This is a genomic window from Streptomyces sp. FH025, assembly GCF_017427025.1.
Classification (GTDB): Bacteria; Actinomycetota; Actinomycetes; order Streptomycetales; family Streptomycetaceae; genus Kitasatospora.
The window spans coordinates 1-17,549 of the sequence record NZ_JAFLNG010000086.1 but is presented as its reverse complement, the minus strand read 5'-3'; the positions used below and the strand labels follow the sequence as shown (position 1 = coordinate 17,549).

Annotated in this window: 15 protein-coding genes and 1 pseudogene; 12 read left to right on the top strand and 4 right to left on the bottom strand. The window is 73.0% G+C overall.

The features are described 5' to 3' along the window. Nucleotides 1–119: 119 nt before the first annotated feature. The 9 genes and pseudogenes from J0670_RS09410 to J0670_RS09375 all read left to right on the top strand — a co-directional run. Nucleotides 120–1,730 (top strand): annotated as a pseudogene (locus tag J0670_RS09410) (AMP-binding protein); the annotation flags it as partial. 15 nt (nucleotides 1,731–1,745) lie between these two features. Then, entirely contained in the window at nucleotides 1,746–2,147 is a 402-nt protein-coding gene (locus J0670_RS39055) for a thioesterase family protein (RefSeq protein WP_307806455.1), read from the top strand. Beyond that, the gene (locus J0670_RS09405) at nucleotides 2,144–4,510 is read left to right on the top strand and encodes an FAD-dependent monooxygenase (RefSeq protein ID WP_207810994.1); all 2,367 of its coding nucleotides are present in this window, start codon (nucleotides 2,144–2,146) and stop codon (nucleotides 4,508–4,510) included. The genes J0670_RS39055 and J0670_RS09405 overlap by 4 nt, the downstream gene beginning before the upstream one ends. Nucleotides 4,511–4,520: 10 nt before the next feature. After that, nucleotides 4,521–5,489 (top strand): carbon-nitrogen hydrolase family protein, encoded by a 969-nt coding sequence (locus J0670_RS09400; RefSeq protein WP_207810993.1) that lies wholly within the window; start codon nucleotides 4,521–4,523, stop codon nucleotides 5,487–5,489. Continuing rightward, nucleotides 5,486–6,598: a cupin domain-containing protein gene (locus J0670_RS09395; RefSeq protein WP_207810992.1), complete on the top strand. Its 1,113-nt coding sequence runs from the start codon at nucleotides 5,486–5,488 to the stop codon at nucleotides 6,596–6,598. Before J0670_RS09400 ends, J0670_RS09395 begins: the two co-directional genes overlap by 4 nt. Nucleotides 6,599–6,615: 17 nt before the next feature. Beyond that, entirely contained in the window at nucleotides 6,616–7,512 is an 897-nt protein-coding gene (locus J0670_RS09390; RefSeq protein ID WP_207810991.1) for a fumarylacetoacetate hydrolase family protein, read from the top strand. A gap of 55 nt (nucleotides 7,513–7,567) precedes the next feature. Continuing rightward, nucleotides 7,568–8,326 (top strand): Asp/Glu racemase, encoded by a 759-nt coding sequence (locus J0670_RS09385; protein WP_279382971.1) that lies wholly within the window; start codon nucleotides 7,568–7,570, stop codon nucleotides 8,324–8,326. 60 nt (nucleotides 8,327–8,386) lie between these two features. Then, a complete protein-coding gene (locus J0670_RS09380; RefSeq protein ID WP_243436766.1) occupies nucleotides 8,387–9,253 on the top strand; it encodes a PaaX family transcriptional regulator C-terminal domain-containing protein in 867 nt (288 codons plus the stop codon). Next, nucleotides 9,250–10,878 carry an amidohydrolase gene (locus J0670_RS09375; RefSeq protein WP_207810990.1) on the top strand — a complete coding sequence of 543 codons (1,629 nt, stop codon included), beginning with the start codon at nucleotides 9,250–9,252 and terminating at the stop codon, nucleotides 10,876–10,878. Before J0670_RS09380 ends, J0670_RS09375 begins: the two co-directional genes overlap by 4 nt. 25 nt (nucleotides 10,879–10,903) lie before the next feature. Here the strand turns inward: J0670_RS09375 and J0670_RS09370 are convergent, their stop codons facing one another. Beyond that, nucleotides 10,904–11,422 (bottom strand): universal stress protein, encoded by a 519-nt coding sequence (locus tag J0670_RS09370; protein ID WP_207810989.1) that lies wholly within the window; start codon nucleotides 11,420–11,422, stop codon nucleotides 10,904–10,906. 188 nt (nucleotides 11,423–11,610) lie between these two features. On the opposite strand from J0670_RS09370, the gene J0670_RS09365 reads away from it, so the two are divergent. Both J0670_RS09365 and J0670_RS09360 read left to right on the top strand, forming a co-directional pair. Further along, nucleotides 11,611–12,252: an alpha-ketoglutarate-dependent dioxygenase AlkB gene (locus tag J0670_RS09365; protein ID WP_207810988.1), complete on the top strand. Its 642-nt coding sequence runs from the start codon at nucleotides 11,611–11,613 to the stop codon at nucleotides 12,250–12,252. 104 nt (nucleotides 12,253–12,356) lie between these two features. Then, on the top strand, nucleotides 12,357–13,124 hold the full coding sequence (locus J0670_RS09360; RefSeq protein ID WP_207810987.1) for a VOC family protein: 768 nt from the start codon (nucleotides 12,357–12,359) through the stop codon (nucleotides 13,122–13,124). 61 nt (nucleotides 13,125–13,185) lie between these two features. Here J0670_RS09360 and J0670_RS09355 read toward each other — a convergent pair whose 3' ends face one another. Genes J0670_RS09355 through J0670_RS09345 form a run of 3 tightly spaced genes read right to left on the bottom strand, consistent with a single transcriptional unit; the run spans nucleotide 13,186 to nucleotide 16,402 of the window. Then, nucleotides 13,186–14,070 carry a carbohydrate ABC transporter permease gene (locus J0670_RS09355; RefSeq protein ID WP_307806454.1) on the bottom strand — a complete coding sequence of 295 codons (885 nt, stop codon included), beginning with the start codon at nucleotides 14,068–14,070 and terminating at the stop codon, nucleotides 13,186–13,188. Next, entirely contained in the window at nucleotides 14,067–15,047 is a 981-nt protein-coding gene (locus tag J0670_RS09350; protein ID WP_207810986.1) for a carbohydrate ABC transporter permease, read from the bottom strand. The genes J0670_RS09355 and J0670_RS09350 overlap by 4 nt, the downstream gene beginning before the upstream one ends. A gap of 41 nt (nucleotides 15,048–15,088) precedes the next feature. Further along, nucleotides 15,089–16,402, bottom strand: a complete 1,314-nt coding sequence (locus J0670_RS09345; RefSeq protein ID WP_207810985.1) for an extracellular solute-binding protein — start codon at nucleotides 16,400–16,402, stop codon at nucleotides 15,089–15,091. Between the two features lie 324 nt (nucleotides 16,403–16,726). Here J0670_RS09345 and J0670_RS09340 point away from each other — a divergent pair, with 324 nt between their 5' ends. Then, nucleotides 16,727–17,533, top strand: a complete 807-nt coding sequence (locus J0670_RS09340; protein WP_207810984.1) for an IclR family transcriptional regulator — start codon at nucleotides 16,727–16,729, stop codon at nucleotides 17,531–17,533. Nucleotides 17,534–17,549: the final 16 nt, after the last annotated feature.

The following is a 17,549-nucleotide window of genomic DNA, read 5'->3' as shown; positions in this document are numbered from 1 at the left end:
CGGGGCGTTCTTCCTGCCCGCCCGTCCCCGTAGTCCGAATGCATGTATCGCTCTCTTGACTGGCGTCACGGGCACGCCATACTGGCTTCACTCCCGCTCGCACGATGAGGTGCCCGCCCATGGAGCTATCCCCCTCAGCGCACGTGGACACGTTCTGTCGCGACCATCTCCCACCCTTCGATCAGTGGCCCGAACTCCTCTTCGAACTACCGGAGTTGACATATCCGGACCGACTGAACTGCGCCTCCGCCCTGCTCGACGACACCATCGCCCGGTTCGGCCCGGACCGCCGCTGCCTGCTCACCCCCACCGAGCGGTGGTCCTACGGCGAACTCCGTGACCACGCCGACCGGATCGCCCGACTGCTGACCGAGGACCTGGGCCTGGTCACCGGAAACCGGGTCCTGCTGCGCGGACCCAACACGCCCTGGATGGCGGCCTGTTGGCTCGGCGTCCTGAAGGCCGGCCTGGTCGTGGTCACCACCGTGCCGCTGCTGCGCGCGGCCGAGCTGACCGAGCTCGTCAAGATCGCCCGGCCCGCCGTCGCCCTCTGCGACCACCGCTTCCTCGCCGAGCTCACCCGGGCGGGCGCGCCCGACCTGCGCGTCCTCCCCTTCGGCGGCACCGACCCCGAGGACCTGACCGTCCGCTGCGCCACCCGGCGCGCCGACTTCACCGCCGTCCCGACCGCCGCCGACGACGTCGCCCTGATCGCCTTCACCTCCGGGACCACCGGACGCCCGAAGGCCACCCTGCACTTCCACCGCGACGTGCTCGCCAACGCCGACACCTTCTCCCGCCACCTACTGCGCCCCACCCCCGACGACCTCTTCGCCGGGACCCCGCCGCTCGGCTTCACCTTCGGCCTCGGCGGTCTACTGGTCTTCCCGCTGCGGGCCGGCGCCGCCAGCCTGCTGCTGGAGCAGGCCACCCCCGAGCAGCTGGCCGAGCAGGTCCGCCGGCACGACGTGAGCGTGCTGTTCACCGCCCCTACCGCCTACCGGGCGATCCTGGCCGCCGGCCTCGCCGACCGGCTGATCGGCCTACGGCGCTGCGTCTCGGCCGGCGAACCGCTGCCCGCCGCCGTCTGGGAGGCCTTCCACGCGGCCACCGGGCAGCGGCTGATCGACGGCCTCGGTGCCACCGAGCTGCTGCACGTGTTCATCTCCGCCGCCGACCAGGACATCCGCCCCGGCTCCACCGGCCGGGCCGTCCCCGGCTACCGCGCCGCGATCCTGGACGAGCACGGCGATCCCGTGCCGGACGGCGAGCCCGGGCTGCTCGCCGTCAAGGGCCCGACCGGCTGCCGCTACCTGGACGACGTCCGTCAGGGCGACTACGTCCGCGACGGCTGGAACCTCACCGGCGACACCTACGTCCGCGACCGGGACGGCTACTTCTGGTACCAGGCACGCAACGACGACATGATCGTCTCGGCCGGCTACAACATCGCCGGGCCCGAGGTCGAGCAGGCGCTCGCCGCCCACCCCGCCGTGGCCGACTGCGCCGTGGTCGGCGCGCCCGACGCCCGGCGCGGCACGGTGGTCACGGCGTACGTGGTGCTGCACCCGGGCAACCCGGCCGGACCGGAGACGGTCAAGGCGCTCCAGGAGCACGTCAAACGCACCATCGCGCCGTACAAGTACCCGCGCGCCGTCGAGTTCGTGCCCGAGCTGCCGCGCACCGCGACCGGCAAGCTGCTCCGCGCCGAACTCCGCAGGAGGGCCGCCCTGACCCCCGCCAGCGTGGCGATAGAGCGCCGGGTCGAATGGTCCGACACCGACGCGGCCGGGCACTACCACTTCTCCGCCGTGCAGCGCTGGGCCGAGGCGGCCGAGGCCACGCTGCTGCGCAGGCTCGGACTGGCCGAGCTGTTCGGGCGGATCCCCCGGGTGCACTTCGAGGCCGACTACCGGGAGCGGCTCTGGTTCGGGGACGTCGTCCGCACCGAACTGCGGGTGGTCCGGGTCGGCGGCTCCTCGCTGCACTACGCCTTCGAGGTGCACGGGCCGCAGGGCCTGGCCGCCAGCGGCCGGATGTCGGTGGTGAACGCCGCACCACGGGCCGAGGGCGCCGAGCCCTGGCCAGAGCCGGTGCGCCGAGCGCTGACGGAGGCCGGACCGCAGCGGTCGGAGGTGCTGTCATGACACAGCCCACACAGCCAACGCAGCGCATCGCCGTGATCGGCGCAGGTCCGGGCGGGCTCTACTTCGCCGCCCTCGCCAAGCGGTTGGACCCGCAGCGGGAGATCACCGTCTTCGAACGCGACGGCCGGGAGGACGAGTTCGGCTTCGGCGTGGTCTTCTCCGACGAGACGCTGGACGGCATCGCCCAGGCCGACCCGAAGGTCTTCGCCGCGATCAGCGCCGAGTTCGCCCGCTGGAGCGACATCGACATCCGCTACGCCGGGCAGGTCCGCACCAGCGGCGGCCACGGCTTCGCCGCCCTCGACCGCAACCGGCTGCGCGCCATCCTGCAACAGCGCTGCGCCGAGCTGGCGGTGGACGTCCGCTACCGCACGCCGGCACCGCCCGTCGAGCGGCTCACCGCCGAGTACGACCTGGTGGTGGCCGCCGACGGCATCCACTCGGCCACCCGGGCGGCGTACCCGGACGCCTTCCGCACCGAGCTGGACGTGCGGCACTGCCGCTACATCTGGCTCGCCACCGACCGGGTCTTCGAGGCCTTCACCTTCATCGTCGAGGAGTTCGACTTCGGCGTCCTCCAGGTGCACGCCTACCCGTACAGCGCCACCCGCTCGACCTTCATCGTCGAGATCGCCGAGGACGCCTGGCGCCGCTCGGGCTTCGGGGCCCACGCGGGCCGGGAGTTGGCGCGCGGCGAGAGCGACACGGAGAGCGTGCGGCGCTGCGCGGAGCTGCTCGCCGGGCATCTGGACGGCCACCGGCTGATCCCCAACGCCTCCCGCTGGATCCGCTTCACCACGGTGCGCAACGCGAATTGGCGCCACCGCAACCTCGTGCTGCTCGGCGACGCCGCGCACTCCGCGCACTTCTCGATCGGCTCGGGAACCAAACTGGCCCTGGAGGACGCGCTCGCGCTGGCCGCCGCCCTGAGCGAACAGCCCAACCTGGACGCGGCGTTGACCGCCTACGAGGCCGAACGGCGGCCCGTCGTGGAATCCACCCAGCGGGCCGCGCAGGCCAGCCTGGAGTGGTTCGAGACGATCGGCCGCCGCACCGGGCAGGGCATCGACCGGTTCGCCTTCAACCTGCTCACCCGCAGCCGCCGGGTCACCTACGGCAACCTGCGCGCCCGCGACGCCGCCTTCGTGGACGCGGTGGACACGGCCACCGGCGGCTCCCCCGGGGTGCCGCCGATGTTCCGCCCGCTGAAACTGGGCGCGCTGGAGCTGCGCAACCGCGTGATGGTGCCCCCGCTGGCCACCTTCACCTCCCCCGACGCGCTGCCCAGCGCCTTCGACCGGGCCCAGCTGACCGGGCACGCGCTCGGCGGCGCCGCCCTGGTGATCGCCGGGATGACGGCCGTCAGCCCCGAGGGCCGGGCCACCGACCGCTGCCCCGGCCTGTGGACCGACCACCAGGAGGCCGCCTGGGCCGAACTCCTGACCTCCCTGAGGGCGGTGAGCGACACCCCGGTGGGCATCCAGCTCACCCACGCCGGGCGCCGGGCCGCGACCACGCCCCCCGGGCCGGACGGCATCAGCCGCCCGCTCGCCGAGGGCTGGCCGCTGCTCGCCCCCTCGCCGATCCCCTGGGACGGCGACAGCCCGACCCCGCACGAGGCCAATGATGTCCAACTCGCGGCCGTCACCGCCGACTTCGCCGCCTCGGCGGAACGCGCCGCCCGGGCCGGCTTCGACGCCCTGGAGCTCCAGTTCGGCCACGGGCACCTGCTCTCCTCCTTCCTGTCCCCGCTGACCAACCACCGCACCGACCGCTACGGCGGCCCACTCCCCCACCGGCTGCGGCTGCCGCTGGAGGTGCTGTCGGCGGTGCGCGCCGTCTGGCCCGCCGGCCGGCCGCTGCTGGTCCGGATCTCCGCCTCCGACTGGGCCCCGGGCGGCACCACCGAGGCCGACGCGGTGGCGATCTGCCGGGCGCTCGCCGACGCCGGGGCGGACGCGGTGGACGTCTCCACCGGCGAGGTGGTGGCGCACCAGCGGCCGCCGTACGGGCGCGGCTACCAGACGCCCCTCGCGGAGCTGGTCCGCACCGCCACCGGGCTGCCGACCATCGCGGTCGGCGCGATCTCCGGCCACGACGACGCCAACTCCGTACTGCTGGCCGGCCGGGCCGACCTGGTCGCGATCGGCCGGGCCCAGCTGTACGACCCGCTCTGGACCCTGCACGCCGCCGCCGAGCAGGGCTACACCGGCCCGGGCGCCCGCTGGCCCGAGCCGTGGCGCGCGGGCAGCCGTCGGCCGCCGGGCCCGGGCGCCGACCGGGTCGCCCCGCGCCTGCACCTGCTGCGCGAGCCCGCCCCGCCCGTCCACCGCCGCTGGCGGCCGGCCCGCGTCGAGGAGTGAGGAGCCCCCCATGGACCTGCCCCGCTTCACCGCCGCCGCCGTCCAGGCCGCGCCCGTCTACCTGGACCCGGCCGCCACCGTGGACAAGGCCGTCGCGCTGATCCACGAGGCCGCCGGCCACGGCGCCCAACTGGTGGTCTTCCCCGAGGTCTTCGTCCCCGGCTACCCGTACTGGAACTGGACGATGACCCCGGTGCAGGGCTCCCCCTGGTACGAGCGGCTGTACCGCGCAGCCGTGGACGTTCCCGGGCCGTACGTGGACACCCTGCGCGCCGCCGCCCGGCAGGCGGGGGTGGTGCTGGTGATCGGCGTCAACGAACGCGGTCGGCACAGCCTCGGGGCGCTGTACAACACCCTGCTGATCATCGGCTCCGACGGCAAACTGCTCGGCACGCACCGCAAGTTGGTACCGACCTGGGCCGAGAAACTGACCTGGACGCCCGGCGACGGCAGCTCGCTGAAGGTCCACCGGACGGCCGTCGGCCCGCTCGGCGCGCTCGCCTGCGGCGAGAACACCAACACCCTGGCCCGCTTCACCCTGCTGGCCCAGGGCGAACTCGTCCACGCCGCCGCCTACATCGCCCTTCCGGTGGCCCCCGAGGACTACGACATGGCGGAGGCGATCGCCCTGCGCGCCGCCGCTCACTGCTTCGAGGGCAAGCTGTTCACGGTGGTCTCCTGCTCCACCGTCTCGCCCGAGATCGTGGACCTGATCGCGGGCGGGGACCGGCAGGTCCGCGAACTGCTCGCCCGCCCCCGCAACGCGCTCTCCGGCGTCTTCGGCCCGGACGGCCGGGCGGTCACCGAACCGCTGGTGGACGAGGAGGGCATCGTCTACGCCGAGATCGACCTCGGCCGCTGCATCCAGCCCAAGCAGATGCACGACATCATCGGCCACTACAACCGCTTCGACGTGTTCCGGCTGCACGTGGACGACCGTCCGCTGCGGCCCCTGGAGTTCCCCGAGGAGCAGGCATGACCAACCACGACGACGATCGGATCGGCCGTGCGAGGGTCACCGACAGTCCAGAACTGCTCGCCTACTACGATGAGTTGGCCGCACACGAGGCCGGCGCGCTGTGGACGGTGGCGAACGAGATCGAGCCCTGGTACCCGCAGCCGAAGTCCGTCCCGGTGCTCTGGCGCTACGCCGACCTGCGCCCGCTGGTCCGCAAGGCGCTGCCCCTGGTGAAGGCCGACGACGCGGGCCGCCGGGTGGTGATGCTGGTCAACCCCGGCCGCCGCGAACTCAGCGCCGCCGTCGGCCTGCTGTACACCGGGCTGCAGATCATGGGCCCGGGCGAGGCGATGACCGCACACCGCCACCAGGCCTCCGCGCTGCGCTTCGTCCACGAGGGCACCGGCGCCTGGACCATCGTCGACGGGCAGAAGCTCAAGGTCGGCCCGCGCGACTTCGCGATCACCCCCAACAACACCTGGCACGAGCACGGCAACGAGGGCGACGACCACCCCGTCATCTGGCAGGACGGCCTGGACATCCCGCTGGTCAACACCCTCGACGCCAACTTCTACGAGGTCCACCCGGAGCTGTACCAGCGGCCCGGACCGGTGGTGAACCCCTCCCTGCTCAGCTACGGCGGCAACCTGCTCCCGTACGGCGTCGAGAAGTGGACCCGGCCGTACTCCCCGCTGCTCGGCTGGCCCTGGGAGCCCAGCTACCACGCGCTGTGCCGACTCGCCCGCGCCACCGAAGGATCGCCCTACGACGGCGTGATCATGGAGTACACCAACCCGGTCACCGGCGGCCCGGTCATGCCCACCATGGGCGCCCACCTGCAACTGCTGCGCCCGGGCCAGGCCACTCGCGCCCACCGGCACACGGGCTCGGTGGTCTACACGGCCGCCAAGGGGCACGGCGTCTCGGTGATCGCCGGGCAGCGCTTCGAGTGGCGGCAGGGCGACATCTTCGTCGTCCCGTCCTGGGCCTGGCACGAGCACGCGAACCTCGACCAGGGCGAGGACGCCTGCCTGTTCTCCTTCAACGACTTCCCGGTGATGCACTCGCTCGGCCTCTACCGCGAGGAGGCCCACCCGGAGCACGACGGACACCAGCCCACCACCGCCTGACCAGGAGCCCCACCACCATGCGTCTGCTGACCTACCGCGCCACCGGCGACGACGACACCGCCCGCCTCGGCGCCCTGCTCGACGGGGACCGGGTCGCCGACCTGACCGCGCTCGCCACCGGCTCCGGAGCCGAACTCCCCGCCGACCTCCTGGGGTTGATCCGATCCGGAGAACCGGCCCTGGCCACCGCCCGCGAACTGCTCGCCGGGGCACGGGACACCAGGCCCCTCGCCGAGGTCACACTGTGCGCCCCGCTGCGCCCCGGCAAGATCGTCGGCGTCGGCCTCAACTACGTGGAGCACGTGGCCGAATCGCACCGCAGTCTCGACACCGAGCGCGAACTCCCGGACCGCCCCGTCCTGTTCAGCAAGCCGACCACCGCCGTCACCGGCCCCGGCCAGCCGATCCTGCACAACGCGGACCTCACCAAGCAGCTCGACTGGGAGTGCGAACTCGCGGTGGTGATCGGCGAACCCGCCTTCCGGGTCGCCGAGGCGGACGCCTGGCGGCACGTGTTCGGCTACAGCATCGTCAACGACATCAGCGCCCGCGACCAGCGCCGCTCCGGGCAGTGGTTCTTCTCCAAGGGCCAGGACAGCTACGCCCCCTTCGGCCCGGTCGTGGTGACGGCCGACGAGATCCCCGACCCCCAGCGGCTCGACCTCTCGCTGCGCGTCAACGGCGAGCTGCGGCAGGACTCCAACACCCGGCACATGCTGTTCGGCATCGCCCGGCTGATCGCCGACATCTCCTCCGGGGTCACCCTGGAGGCCGGGGACGTGATCGCCACCGGCTCGCCCTCTGGGGTGGGCGCCGGGATGGTCCCGCCGCAGTTCCTGCAGCCCGGCGACCTGGTCGAGGCCACCATCGAGAGGATCGGCACACTCGCCAACCCCGTGATCGACGCCCGCTGATCGACGCCTGCCGCACGCCGCCCGACAGACACCAGTCGAGAGGAGCCCGTCCCCGATGACCACGTACCGGATCGGCCAGATCGTCCCGAGCTCCAACGTCACCATGGAGACCGAGGTGCCCGCCCTGCTGCGGGCCCGCGAGGCGGTCGCCCCCGAACGGTTCACCTTCCACTCCAGCCGGATGCGGATGACCAGGGTCACCCCCGAGCAACTGCGCGCCATGGACGCCGAGTCGGACCGCTGCGCCGCCGAGCTCTCGGACGCCCGGGTCGACGTGCTCGGCTACGCCTGCCTGGTCGCCGTGATGGCCACCGGCCCCGGCTACCACCGCGAGGCCGAGCGGCGGCTGCACCGCCGCACGGTGGAGAACGGCGCACCGGCCCCGGTGGTGACCAGCGCCGGAGCCCTGGTCACCGGTCTGCGCACGCTCGGCGCCAAGAAGGTCGCGATGGTCACCCCGTACCTGCGGCCGCTGGCCCGGACGGTGGTCGACTACCTCGCCCACGAGGGCATCGAGGTGCTCGACCACGCCGCCCTGGAGATCGCCGACAACCTCGACGTGGCCGCCCACGACCCGGCCGCGCTGCCCGCGATCGCCCGCGGCCTCGCGTACGCCGACGCCGACGCCGTGGTGCTCTCGGCCTGCGTGCAACTCCCCTCGCTGTCCGTCGTCGAGGCGGCCGAGCAGCAGCTCGGCAAGCCGGTGGTCTCGGCCGCCGTCTGCACCGCCCACCAGCTGCTGCGGGCACTCGGCCTGCCCGCCTTCGCCCCCGGTGCCGGGCACCTGCTGTCCGGCGCCTTCGCGGAGGCCTGACGGCACGCGCGTATCCATGGATATGATCACCACCAGCCGTCGGGGGAGGAGGGCCCGCGCATGTCCCCACGTGTGTCCCCACGCATGTCGGAGAGCACGCCCCGGCCCAGCTCCCTCATCCACACCGTCTACGGCGAGTTCGTCCGCCGCCTCGGCGGGTGGATATCGATCGCCGACCTGATAGCGCTGATGGCGGAGCTGGACGTCGACGGCCCGGCCGTCCGCTCTGCGACGTCCCGGCTGAAGAAGGCCGGCACGCTGCTCCAGGAACGCCGTACGGGCACCGGCTACCGGCTGGCCCCGGCGATGAAGCCGGTGTTCGAGGAGGGCGACCGCCGGATCTTCCACAGCCTGGAGCCCGCCGAACTCGCCGACGGCTGGGTGGTCGCGGTGTTCTCGGTGCCCGAGTCCGAACGCGCCCACCGCCACCAGCTGCGCTCCCGGCTCAGCTGGCTCGGCTTCGGCAACGCCGCCCCCGGAGTCTGGCTGGCCCCCGCCCGGCTGCTGCCGGACGCGCGGCACCTGCTGGAGCGCCTGGGGCTGAGCGCCTACGTGCACCTCTTCCTCTCCGCCGAGTACGTCGGCTTCGCCGAACTCCGCACGGCGGTGGCCGCCTGGTGGGACCTCCCGGCGATCGAGGCGCAGTACGCGGCCTTCACCGACACCTGGGGCCCGGTCGCCGAGGAGCTGCGCGGAAAGGAGCGGATCGACCCGGTCGAAGCCTTCCGCGACTACGTGCCGATGCTCACCCAATGGCGCCGGCTGCCGTACCTCGATCCGGGGCTGCCCGAGCCGCTGCTGCCCGCCGACTGGAACGCCGTCCCGGCCCGCGCGGTCTTCACCGAGTTGCACGCGCGGCTCGCCGAGCCCAGCCTGCGGTATGTCGAGAAGGTCACCGGACTGTCCCACCACCAGGAGCTCCCATGACCGACGAACCGGCCGGCCGACCGGCCGACCTGCTGATCCGCGCCGCCGCCGTGCACACCCTGGTCGACGGCGAGCCGCCGCAGCGGGCGGTCGCCGTCACCGGTGGCCGGATCATCGCCCTCTCCCCCGAGCCCGACGGCCTGGACGCCCTGGTCGGGCCGGGCACCGAGGTGGTGGACGCCCCGTCCGCGACCGTGCTGCCGGCCTTCGACGACACCCACACCCATCTGATCCTGGCCGCGCACAGCGTCCACGGCGTCCCGGTCCACCGGGCCCGCGACCTCGCCGGCTTCCTCGACCTGATCCGCGAGCGCGCCGCCCGCACCCCCGCCGGGCAGTGGATCCTCACCACGGTCAACTGGCAGGAGGTCCTGCTGGCCGAGCAGCGGATGCCCACCACCGAGGAGCTGGACGGCGCGACCGCCGACCACCCGGTGATGGTGCGCCGCGGCGCGTACAACGTGGTGCTCAACTCGGCCGCGCTGCGGCTCGCCGGGATCACCGAGGCCACCGAGGCCCCGCCCGGCGGGGTGATCGAGCGCGACGCGCGGGGGCGGCTGACCGGCCGGCTGATCAACCGGGCGGTCGAGCTGGTCGAACGGGTACTGCCGCGCCCGAGCCTCGCCGAGCGGATCGAGGGCCTGCGGGCCGCCTCCGCCGACTACGCCGCGACCGGGATCGGCACCGTCCGCGACTGCCTCGTCCCGGTCGAGGACCTCGACGTACTGGACGCGGCCCGGGCCGGGGGCGCGCTCGCCGTACGGGTCCGGGTGCTGGTCTCCGGCTTCGCGGCCCGCACGGCCGAGCAGGTGGACGCGCTGCTGGACCGGATGGACGAGTGGCGCGCGAACGGCCGGGACGACGATCGACTACGGCTGTGGGGCGTCAAGTTCGGCATCGACGGCGGCTTCGAGGCGGGCGCGCTGGAGGAGCCCTACCAGGGGCAGCCCTGCTACCACGGGCGGCTGCTCTGGGAGCCGACGGAGCTGCTCGCCGCGGTGGACCGGGTGGTCGAGCGCGGCTGGCGGGTCGGCGTGCACGCCTGGGGCGACCGCGGGCTGCGGGTGCTGCTGGACGTCTTCGAGCAGGTGCTGAAGCACCGCCCCGACCTGCCCTCCGGCACGCTGGTGGTCGAGCACGGCGGGCTGGCCCGGGCCGAACAGCGGGCCCGGGCGGTCGCGCTCGGCGTCCCGGTGACCGTGCAGCACCCGCTGCTGCACGACGGCGCGCTCACCCAGCAGCGGGCCTGGGGCGAGGAGCGCACGGCGGCGCTGTTCCCGCTGCGCGAGTGGCTGGACGAGGGCGCGCAGCTCAGCGCGGGCTCGGACTTCCCGGTCGGCCCGTACGGCGCGATGGTCTCGGTGTGGGGCATGACGACCCGCGGCACCACGGCCGGGGTGGTCGGCCCGGAGCACGCGATCGAGCGGGCCGAGGCCGTCGCCCTGCACACCGTGAACGCCGCCCGGCTGACCGGCGAGGGCTCCGAGCGCGGCAGCCTGCGCCCCGGATCCCTGGCCGACCTCACGCTGTGGCCGGTGGACCCGCTGAGCTGCCCGGCGGACGCGCTGCGAGAGCTGCGACCGGTGCGCACGGTGGTCGGCGGCCGTACGGTGCACCTGAGCTGACGGTCCGTCAGCCCCTTTGGGCCCGTCAGGCCGCGATGAGCTCCCGCAGGTCGATACCGCGGTGCAGCGCGCGCAGGTCCTCCTGGAGGGTGGACGGCGGGACGGCGAGCACACCGCAGCCCGCGCGGTCCAGGCAGTGGCGACTGACCGAGCCGCGCAGCACTCGGCGCACCCGGCCGCGCACGCCGCCGTGCCGCCCGGTGCTGATCACCAGCAGGTCGCCCGGCCGGTCGGCCAGCTCGGTCAGCACCCGCCCCGGCTCGCCGCGCATCACCAGCGGCTGCACCGGCACGCCGATCGGCAGGCCGCCGAAGGCCTGCTCCAGCGCGCGCTCCAGTCGGCCCTCGGCGGCCTCCTGCCAGGCGCGCAGCAGCGGCGGGCAGGGGCGGGCGCGGTAGTTGCGCTCGCCGCCGGCCGGGGTCCAGGCGAGCACCGGGACCAGGACGGCCTGCCGGGCCCGGGCCTCCTCCGCCGCCCGGTGCAGGGCGGTCAGGCTGTGCAGTGAACCGCTCACTCCGACGATGACGCGCGCGACGTCCGACATGATCCTTCGCTTTCCGATGCCAAGCACTTTCAGTGACTGCGATTATGCTGCCACCACCTCGCGCGAGCCTGCAAATCGAAGGCATTCACTGAATATCACCTTGCATCAGTTGATCGCTATACCCGCAGGTCAGCACCTCCGAACCTTTGATTCGAGCAAATGTTCGAACAAGGGCGTACGCTGACCCCATGAGCGGCACCGTCCACCTCCAGCCCTCGCTGTTCGACGACGCCGACGCCGCGGAGATCCGCCTCGGCCCGCTGGACGGCCTCCGGCGATCGGTGCTCGGCGACGGCGCCTGGCTGGACGTGCTGCCCGGCTGGCTGCACGGAGCGGACCGGCTGTTCGAACAGTTGGCCACGACTGTGCCCTGGCGGGCCGAACGGCGTGAGATGTACGAACGGACCGTCGACGTACCGCGCCTGCTCGCCTCCTACCCGGCGGACGCCGAGCCGCCACACCCGGTCCTCGGCGAGGCCCGCACGGCGCTGAGCCGGCACTACGCGCGCGAGCTGGGCGAGCCGTTCCGCACCCTCGGCCTCTGCTACTACCGGGACGGCCGGGACAGCGTGGCCTGGCACGGCGACCGGATCGGGCGAGGCGCCCGCGAGGACACCATGGTGGCGATCCTGTCCGTGGGCGAGCCGCGCGTCCTGGCGCTGCGGCCGCGGTTCGGCGGCGGTCCGGTCGTCCGCAGACCGCTCGGCCACGGCGACCTGGTGGTGATGGGCGGCTCCTGCCAGCGCACCTGGGAGCACGCGATCCCGAAGACGGCCCGCCCGGTGGGCCCGCGGATCAGCGTCCAGTTCCGCCCGCGCGGGGTGGCCTGAGCCCCCGCCCCCGCTTGCCCCGCACCGGCCGGGCGCGGAGGCTGACGAATGGGGCCGCACGAGTGGGGCCGCACGAACGAGGCCGCCGACACCAGGAGGGCGGCATGCCGAAGGCGGGCAGGTACCGGGAGGGCGTCCCGTGCTGGGTCGTCCTGACGACCCCGGACGTCCCGCGGGCGCAGCGGTTCTACGGCGAACTGTTCGGGTGGGGATTCGTCCCGACCGGGCCGGGCGAGGCGGTCGCCACCCGGTTCGGCGCCCAGGTCGCGGCGATCACCACCGCGACGGCCACCGCGTCAGCGGTCTGGACCACCTACCTCGCCTGCGCCGATCTGCGCCGCACCGCCGCACTCGTCCGGGCCTGCGGCGGCCGGATCGCCCGCGAGCCGTACGAGCTGCCCGAGCAGGGCCGCGCCGCGCTCGCCGTCGACCCGCTCGGCGCGGTCTTCGGCCTCTGGCGGGGCGGCACGATCGACGGCGCCGGGCTGGTCAACGAGCCGGGCGCCCTCACCTGGAACGAGCACCTCTCCCCCGACCCGGACGCCGCCCGCGCCTTCTACCGCCGCGTCCTCGGCTACACCTACGACCGCCCGCGCGCGGGTCACACCCTCGCCCGGGTCGCCGGCCTGCCCGCCTGCTCCATCGGCCCGTCCGGCCGGTCCGCCCCGTCCGGTTCAGGCGCGAGCTGGCACGCCCACTTCGGGACCGCCGACACCGACCGCGCCGCCGCCCGACTGCCCGCCCTCGGCGGCGCCGTCCTCACCGGCCCCGGGCCGACGCCCTTCGGTCGCTCGGCCCTCGTCCGGGACGACGCCGGCGCGGAGTTCGTGCTGGTCGCCGTCCCGCCCGCCGAGTCCGCCGCGGCGGCCTGAGCCGGGTGGGCCCGCTCGGGCGGGTCCGGCCTCGGGTGGGACCGGCCTCGGGTGGATCCCGTCAGTCCTTCACCGCGCCCGCCAGCCCGGAGACCAGCTTGCGCTGCACCGCGATGAAGAAGATGAGCACCGGCACGGTCATCAGGGTGGACGCCGCCATGATCCCGCCCCAGTCGTTCTCGTCCGGCTTGAAGAACACCAGCAGGGCCGAGGGCAGCGTCTGGTTCTCGGTGGCGCTGATGATGAAGGTCTTGGCGAAGACGAAGTCGTTCCACGCCGCGATGAAGGAGAACACGCTGGTCGCGGCCAGGCCCGGGGCCACCAGCGGCAGCAGGATCCGCCACAGGATGCGGGTCCGGCTGGCGCCGTCGATCTGCGCGGCCTCCTCGATCGAGACCGGCACGGCGGCGACGAAGCCCCGCATCATCCAGATCCCGAACGGCAGTGAGAACGCCAGCTGCACCAGGACCAGCGAGGCCAGCGTGTTCAGCCCGATGCCGGGGACGGCCTGCCCCGCGTCGCGGAACATGAAGAACAGCGGGATGGTCAGCGCCTCGACCGGGATCATCTGGGCGATCAGGAACATCACCATGATCGTGGTGCGGAACCGGAACCTGAACCGGGTCACGGCGACCGCCGCCAGGAACACCACGACCGCCGAGAGGGCCACCACCGACAGCGCGACCACCAGGCTGTTCACGAAGTACCGGCCGAAGCCGTCCACGCTGAGCACCTGACGGAAGCTCTCCAGCGTGGGGTGGGCCGTCCACGGCTTCGGGTCCAGCGACTGCACCTCGCCCTTGGGCTTGAAGGCCGAGAGCACCATCCAGAAGATCGGGAAGGCGGTGACCACGGCCACCACGATCGCGCCGGTGTTGGCGGCGAGGCGCCACCGGCCGCGGGTGTTCCGGGGCCGCTTGGCGGCAAGGGGGTTCGCCGTGCTCACAGTTCGTTCCCCGTCCGTCGCAGGGTGCGGATGTACAGGACCGTCGGGATCACCAGGATCAGCAGCATGATGACGCCGATCGCCGCGCCCAGCCCGTACTGCGAGGAGGCGAACGCCTTCTGGTACGCGTACACGTTGAGCACGAGGTTCTGGCCGGCGATGCCGCCGCCCTGGGTCATCACGTAGATCTGGGTGAAGACCTTGAAGTCCCAGATCACCGACTGGATCACCACGATGGTCAGGATCGGCCGCAGCATCGGCGCGGTGATCCGGCGGAAGGTGGTCCAGGTGTTGGCGCCGTCCAGGGCGGCGGCCTCCAGGATCTCCTCCGGGATGGCGCGGATCCCCGCGTAGAGGGTGACCATCACGAAGGGGAAGGAGTGCCACACCACCACGGCGCCGACGATCAGGAAGGCCGTCCACTTGTCGTAGAACCAGTTGAACTCGTGGAAGCCGCTGAGTCCGAGCTTCTCCAGGGTGTGGTTGACCAGGCCGAGGTTGGTGTCGAACAGGAAGCTCCACACCGTCGACCCGGTCATCGCGGGCGCGGCCCAGGCCGCCATCGCCGCCGTGGTCAGCAGCAGCCGGGGCCAGCGGCCGACCCTGGTCAGCAGCACCGCGAGGGTCGCGCCGACGGCCAGGGTGGCGACCACGCAGAACGCGGCGAAGCCGACGGTCTGCGAGAGCACCGTCCAGAACTGGCCGTCCTCCAGGATCTTCGAGTAGTTGCCGAAGCCGACGAAGGAGGTCGGGGCGCCGCCGGAGGCCTGCGCCTGACCGAAGTCCAGCACGGACAGCAGCCCGAGCTGGTAGATCGGGTAGGCGACCAGCGGGATCAGGATGACCGCGGCCGGCAGGAGCAGCAGCAGCGGGGGCCGGCGGCGCCGGCCGCCCGGGGGTGCGGCCGGCGCCTTGCCCCCACGGCGCCTCTGCGGGGAAGGCGGCGCCGACGGGGCGGTCGTGGTGGATACGGACACGTGCGGGACCTGCTCTCTGTGACGAACCGGTGGTGGGACCGTCAGCGCGCCGCGAACGCGGAGTTGATCTGCGCGGCGGCGTCGGCCGAGGCCTTGGCCACGTCCGCCTTGCCGGTGACGACCTGCTGCAACATCGTCGGGATCACCGACTGGGCGTCGATCTGCGCCCATCCCTGGTCCAGCGGCACGAACTTGGTGCCCGCCGCGATGGTGTCCGTGAACGGCTTCAGGAAGGCGTCCTTGGCCGCGACCTTGCCGCTCACCGACTTCAGCGTCGGCAGATTGCCCATCGCGTCGTACATCTGCTCCTGGTAGGCCGGGCTCGCCAGCAGCTCGGCGAACTCGACGGCGAGCGTGCGGTGCTTCGCCGCCTTCATCACACCGAAGTTGTTGCCGCCGGCGAAGGCGGGGGCGATCGAGCCGGCCTTCTCCCCGGGCAGCGGAACCACGCCGTACTTGCCCTTGACCGCGCCCGCGTCCACCTTGCTGCGGCTGGAGTTCGGCAGGATCGCCATGGCGGACTTGCCCGCCGCGAACAGGTCGACGGTCTTGCCGCCCGTCAGGTCCGCACACTGCTGGGCCGGGCAGCCGTCCGGGCCGAACAGGTCGGTGTAGCGCTTGATCCCGGCCTGCGAGGCGGGCGAGTCGATGGCCGCCTTGAACTTGGCGCCGTCCTTGGTGGCGATGTCGCCGCCCGCGTCCCAGACGAAGGGCAGCGCACCGAAGGTGTACTTGCCGCCGACCGCGATGCCGAAGGTGTCCGGGTTCGCGGCGTGGAGCTTCTGCGTGGCGGCGACGAGTTCGGCGTACGAGGTCGGCGGGTTGAGCCCGGCCTCGGTGAACAGGTCGGTGCGGTAGTACAGCGCGCGCACCGCGACCCACCAGGGCACGCCGTACGTCTTGCCGTCCACCATGGTGGTCTGGGCGATCACCGGGTCGAGGTCGCCCTTGTCCTTCCACTTCTCCAGCTCCGGGCCGATCTCGGCGAGGCCGCCGGCCGCGACGTAGCCGGGCAGGTCGGTGTTGCCGAACTCGACCAGGTCGGGAGCACTGTTGGGGTCGTTGAAGGCGCCCTTCATCTTGGCGGCGCGGGCCGAGGCGTCCGTGTCGATGTAGCTGACCTTGACGGTGACGCCCTGGTGGGAGGCCTGGAACTCGTCGACGGCCTTGGTGATCACGGCCTCCTTGGCCGCGTTGCCCGCCTCGTTGAACAGCCACACCTGCAGGGTGCCGGTCCGGTCGTCGCCGGCCTTGTCGGCCGCCGGCGCGGCGGTGCCCGGGGCGCAGGCGGTGGCGGCGGTGAGGCAGGCGGCGGTGAGCACGGCGGCCGCGGCACTCCGTCTGATGAGTCGCATGGGTGGAAACCTCCCCTCCCGACAGCTGCCGCCGAGACGCGCGCCGCTGGGGACGGGTGCGTCGAAGCAGGCCCTGACCGGGGCCGATGGTGGGTGAGTGGTGGGGGTACGGCAGAGCGCGGCTCTTCGGGTGGCGACGCCGCCTGCTCGATGGCAGGGACGTTAGGCGTGGGCGATCGACCCCAACAAGAGGCGGTTCACGAAGTTTTGCACTGCACAACGTTGTATCGAAGATGCGGCGATCCGGGCTCGAACGGGTACGTTCTGACAACCGCCGCCGTCGCGCGGGGGAACATCGGCAGAACGACCCCAGGGAACGGACCCATGACGGAGACGTCGCCCAAGAAGCCCGCGACCGAACGCAACCAGTCCTCCTCGCTGCGCCGCGCACTCGCCGTCCTCGGCTACGTCCGCGACCACAGCGACCGACGCGGCGTCCCGCTCGCCCAGCTCGCCGAGGGGCTCGGCCTCAACAAGAGCACCGTGCTGCGGCTGGCCGGCCCACTGCTCGACGAGCACCTGCTCGACCGGGACCGTGAGACCGGCTGGTTCCGGCTCGGCCACGGCTCGCTCCGCCTGGGCCAGGCCTACCTGACCACCCTCGACCTGCGCAGCGTCGCCGCCGAACACCTGCGCCGCCTCCAGCGCGAGGCCGGCGAGACCGTGCACCTGACCGTCTGGCAGACACCCGGGATCGTCTACCTGGACAAGGTCGAGGACGAGACCAACGTCCGGATGGCCTCCCGGGTCGGGAGCCGGGCGCCCGCCTACTGCACCGCCACCGGAAAGGCGATCCTCGCCTGGCTGCCGGAGGAGGCCGTCACGGAAGTCGTCGCGGCCGGCCTGCGCCCGGTCACCGCCTGGACCATCTCCGACGAGACCCGGCTGCGCGCCGACCTCGCCCGGATCCGCGCCCGCGGCTACTCGATCGACGACCGGGAGAACGAACCCGAGGTCCGCTGCGTGGCCGCGCCGATCTTCGACCACGCCGGCGAGGTGACGGCCGCCCTGTCCGTCTCCGGCCTCACCTCCCGGATGACCGCCGCCCGGGTACGCGCCCTCGGCCCGGTGGTCGCCCAGGTCGGCCTGCGGATCTCCCGCGAACTGGGCTCCGACCGCCAGCCGTCCTGACCCCGTCCGCAGCGGG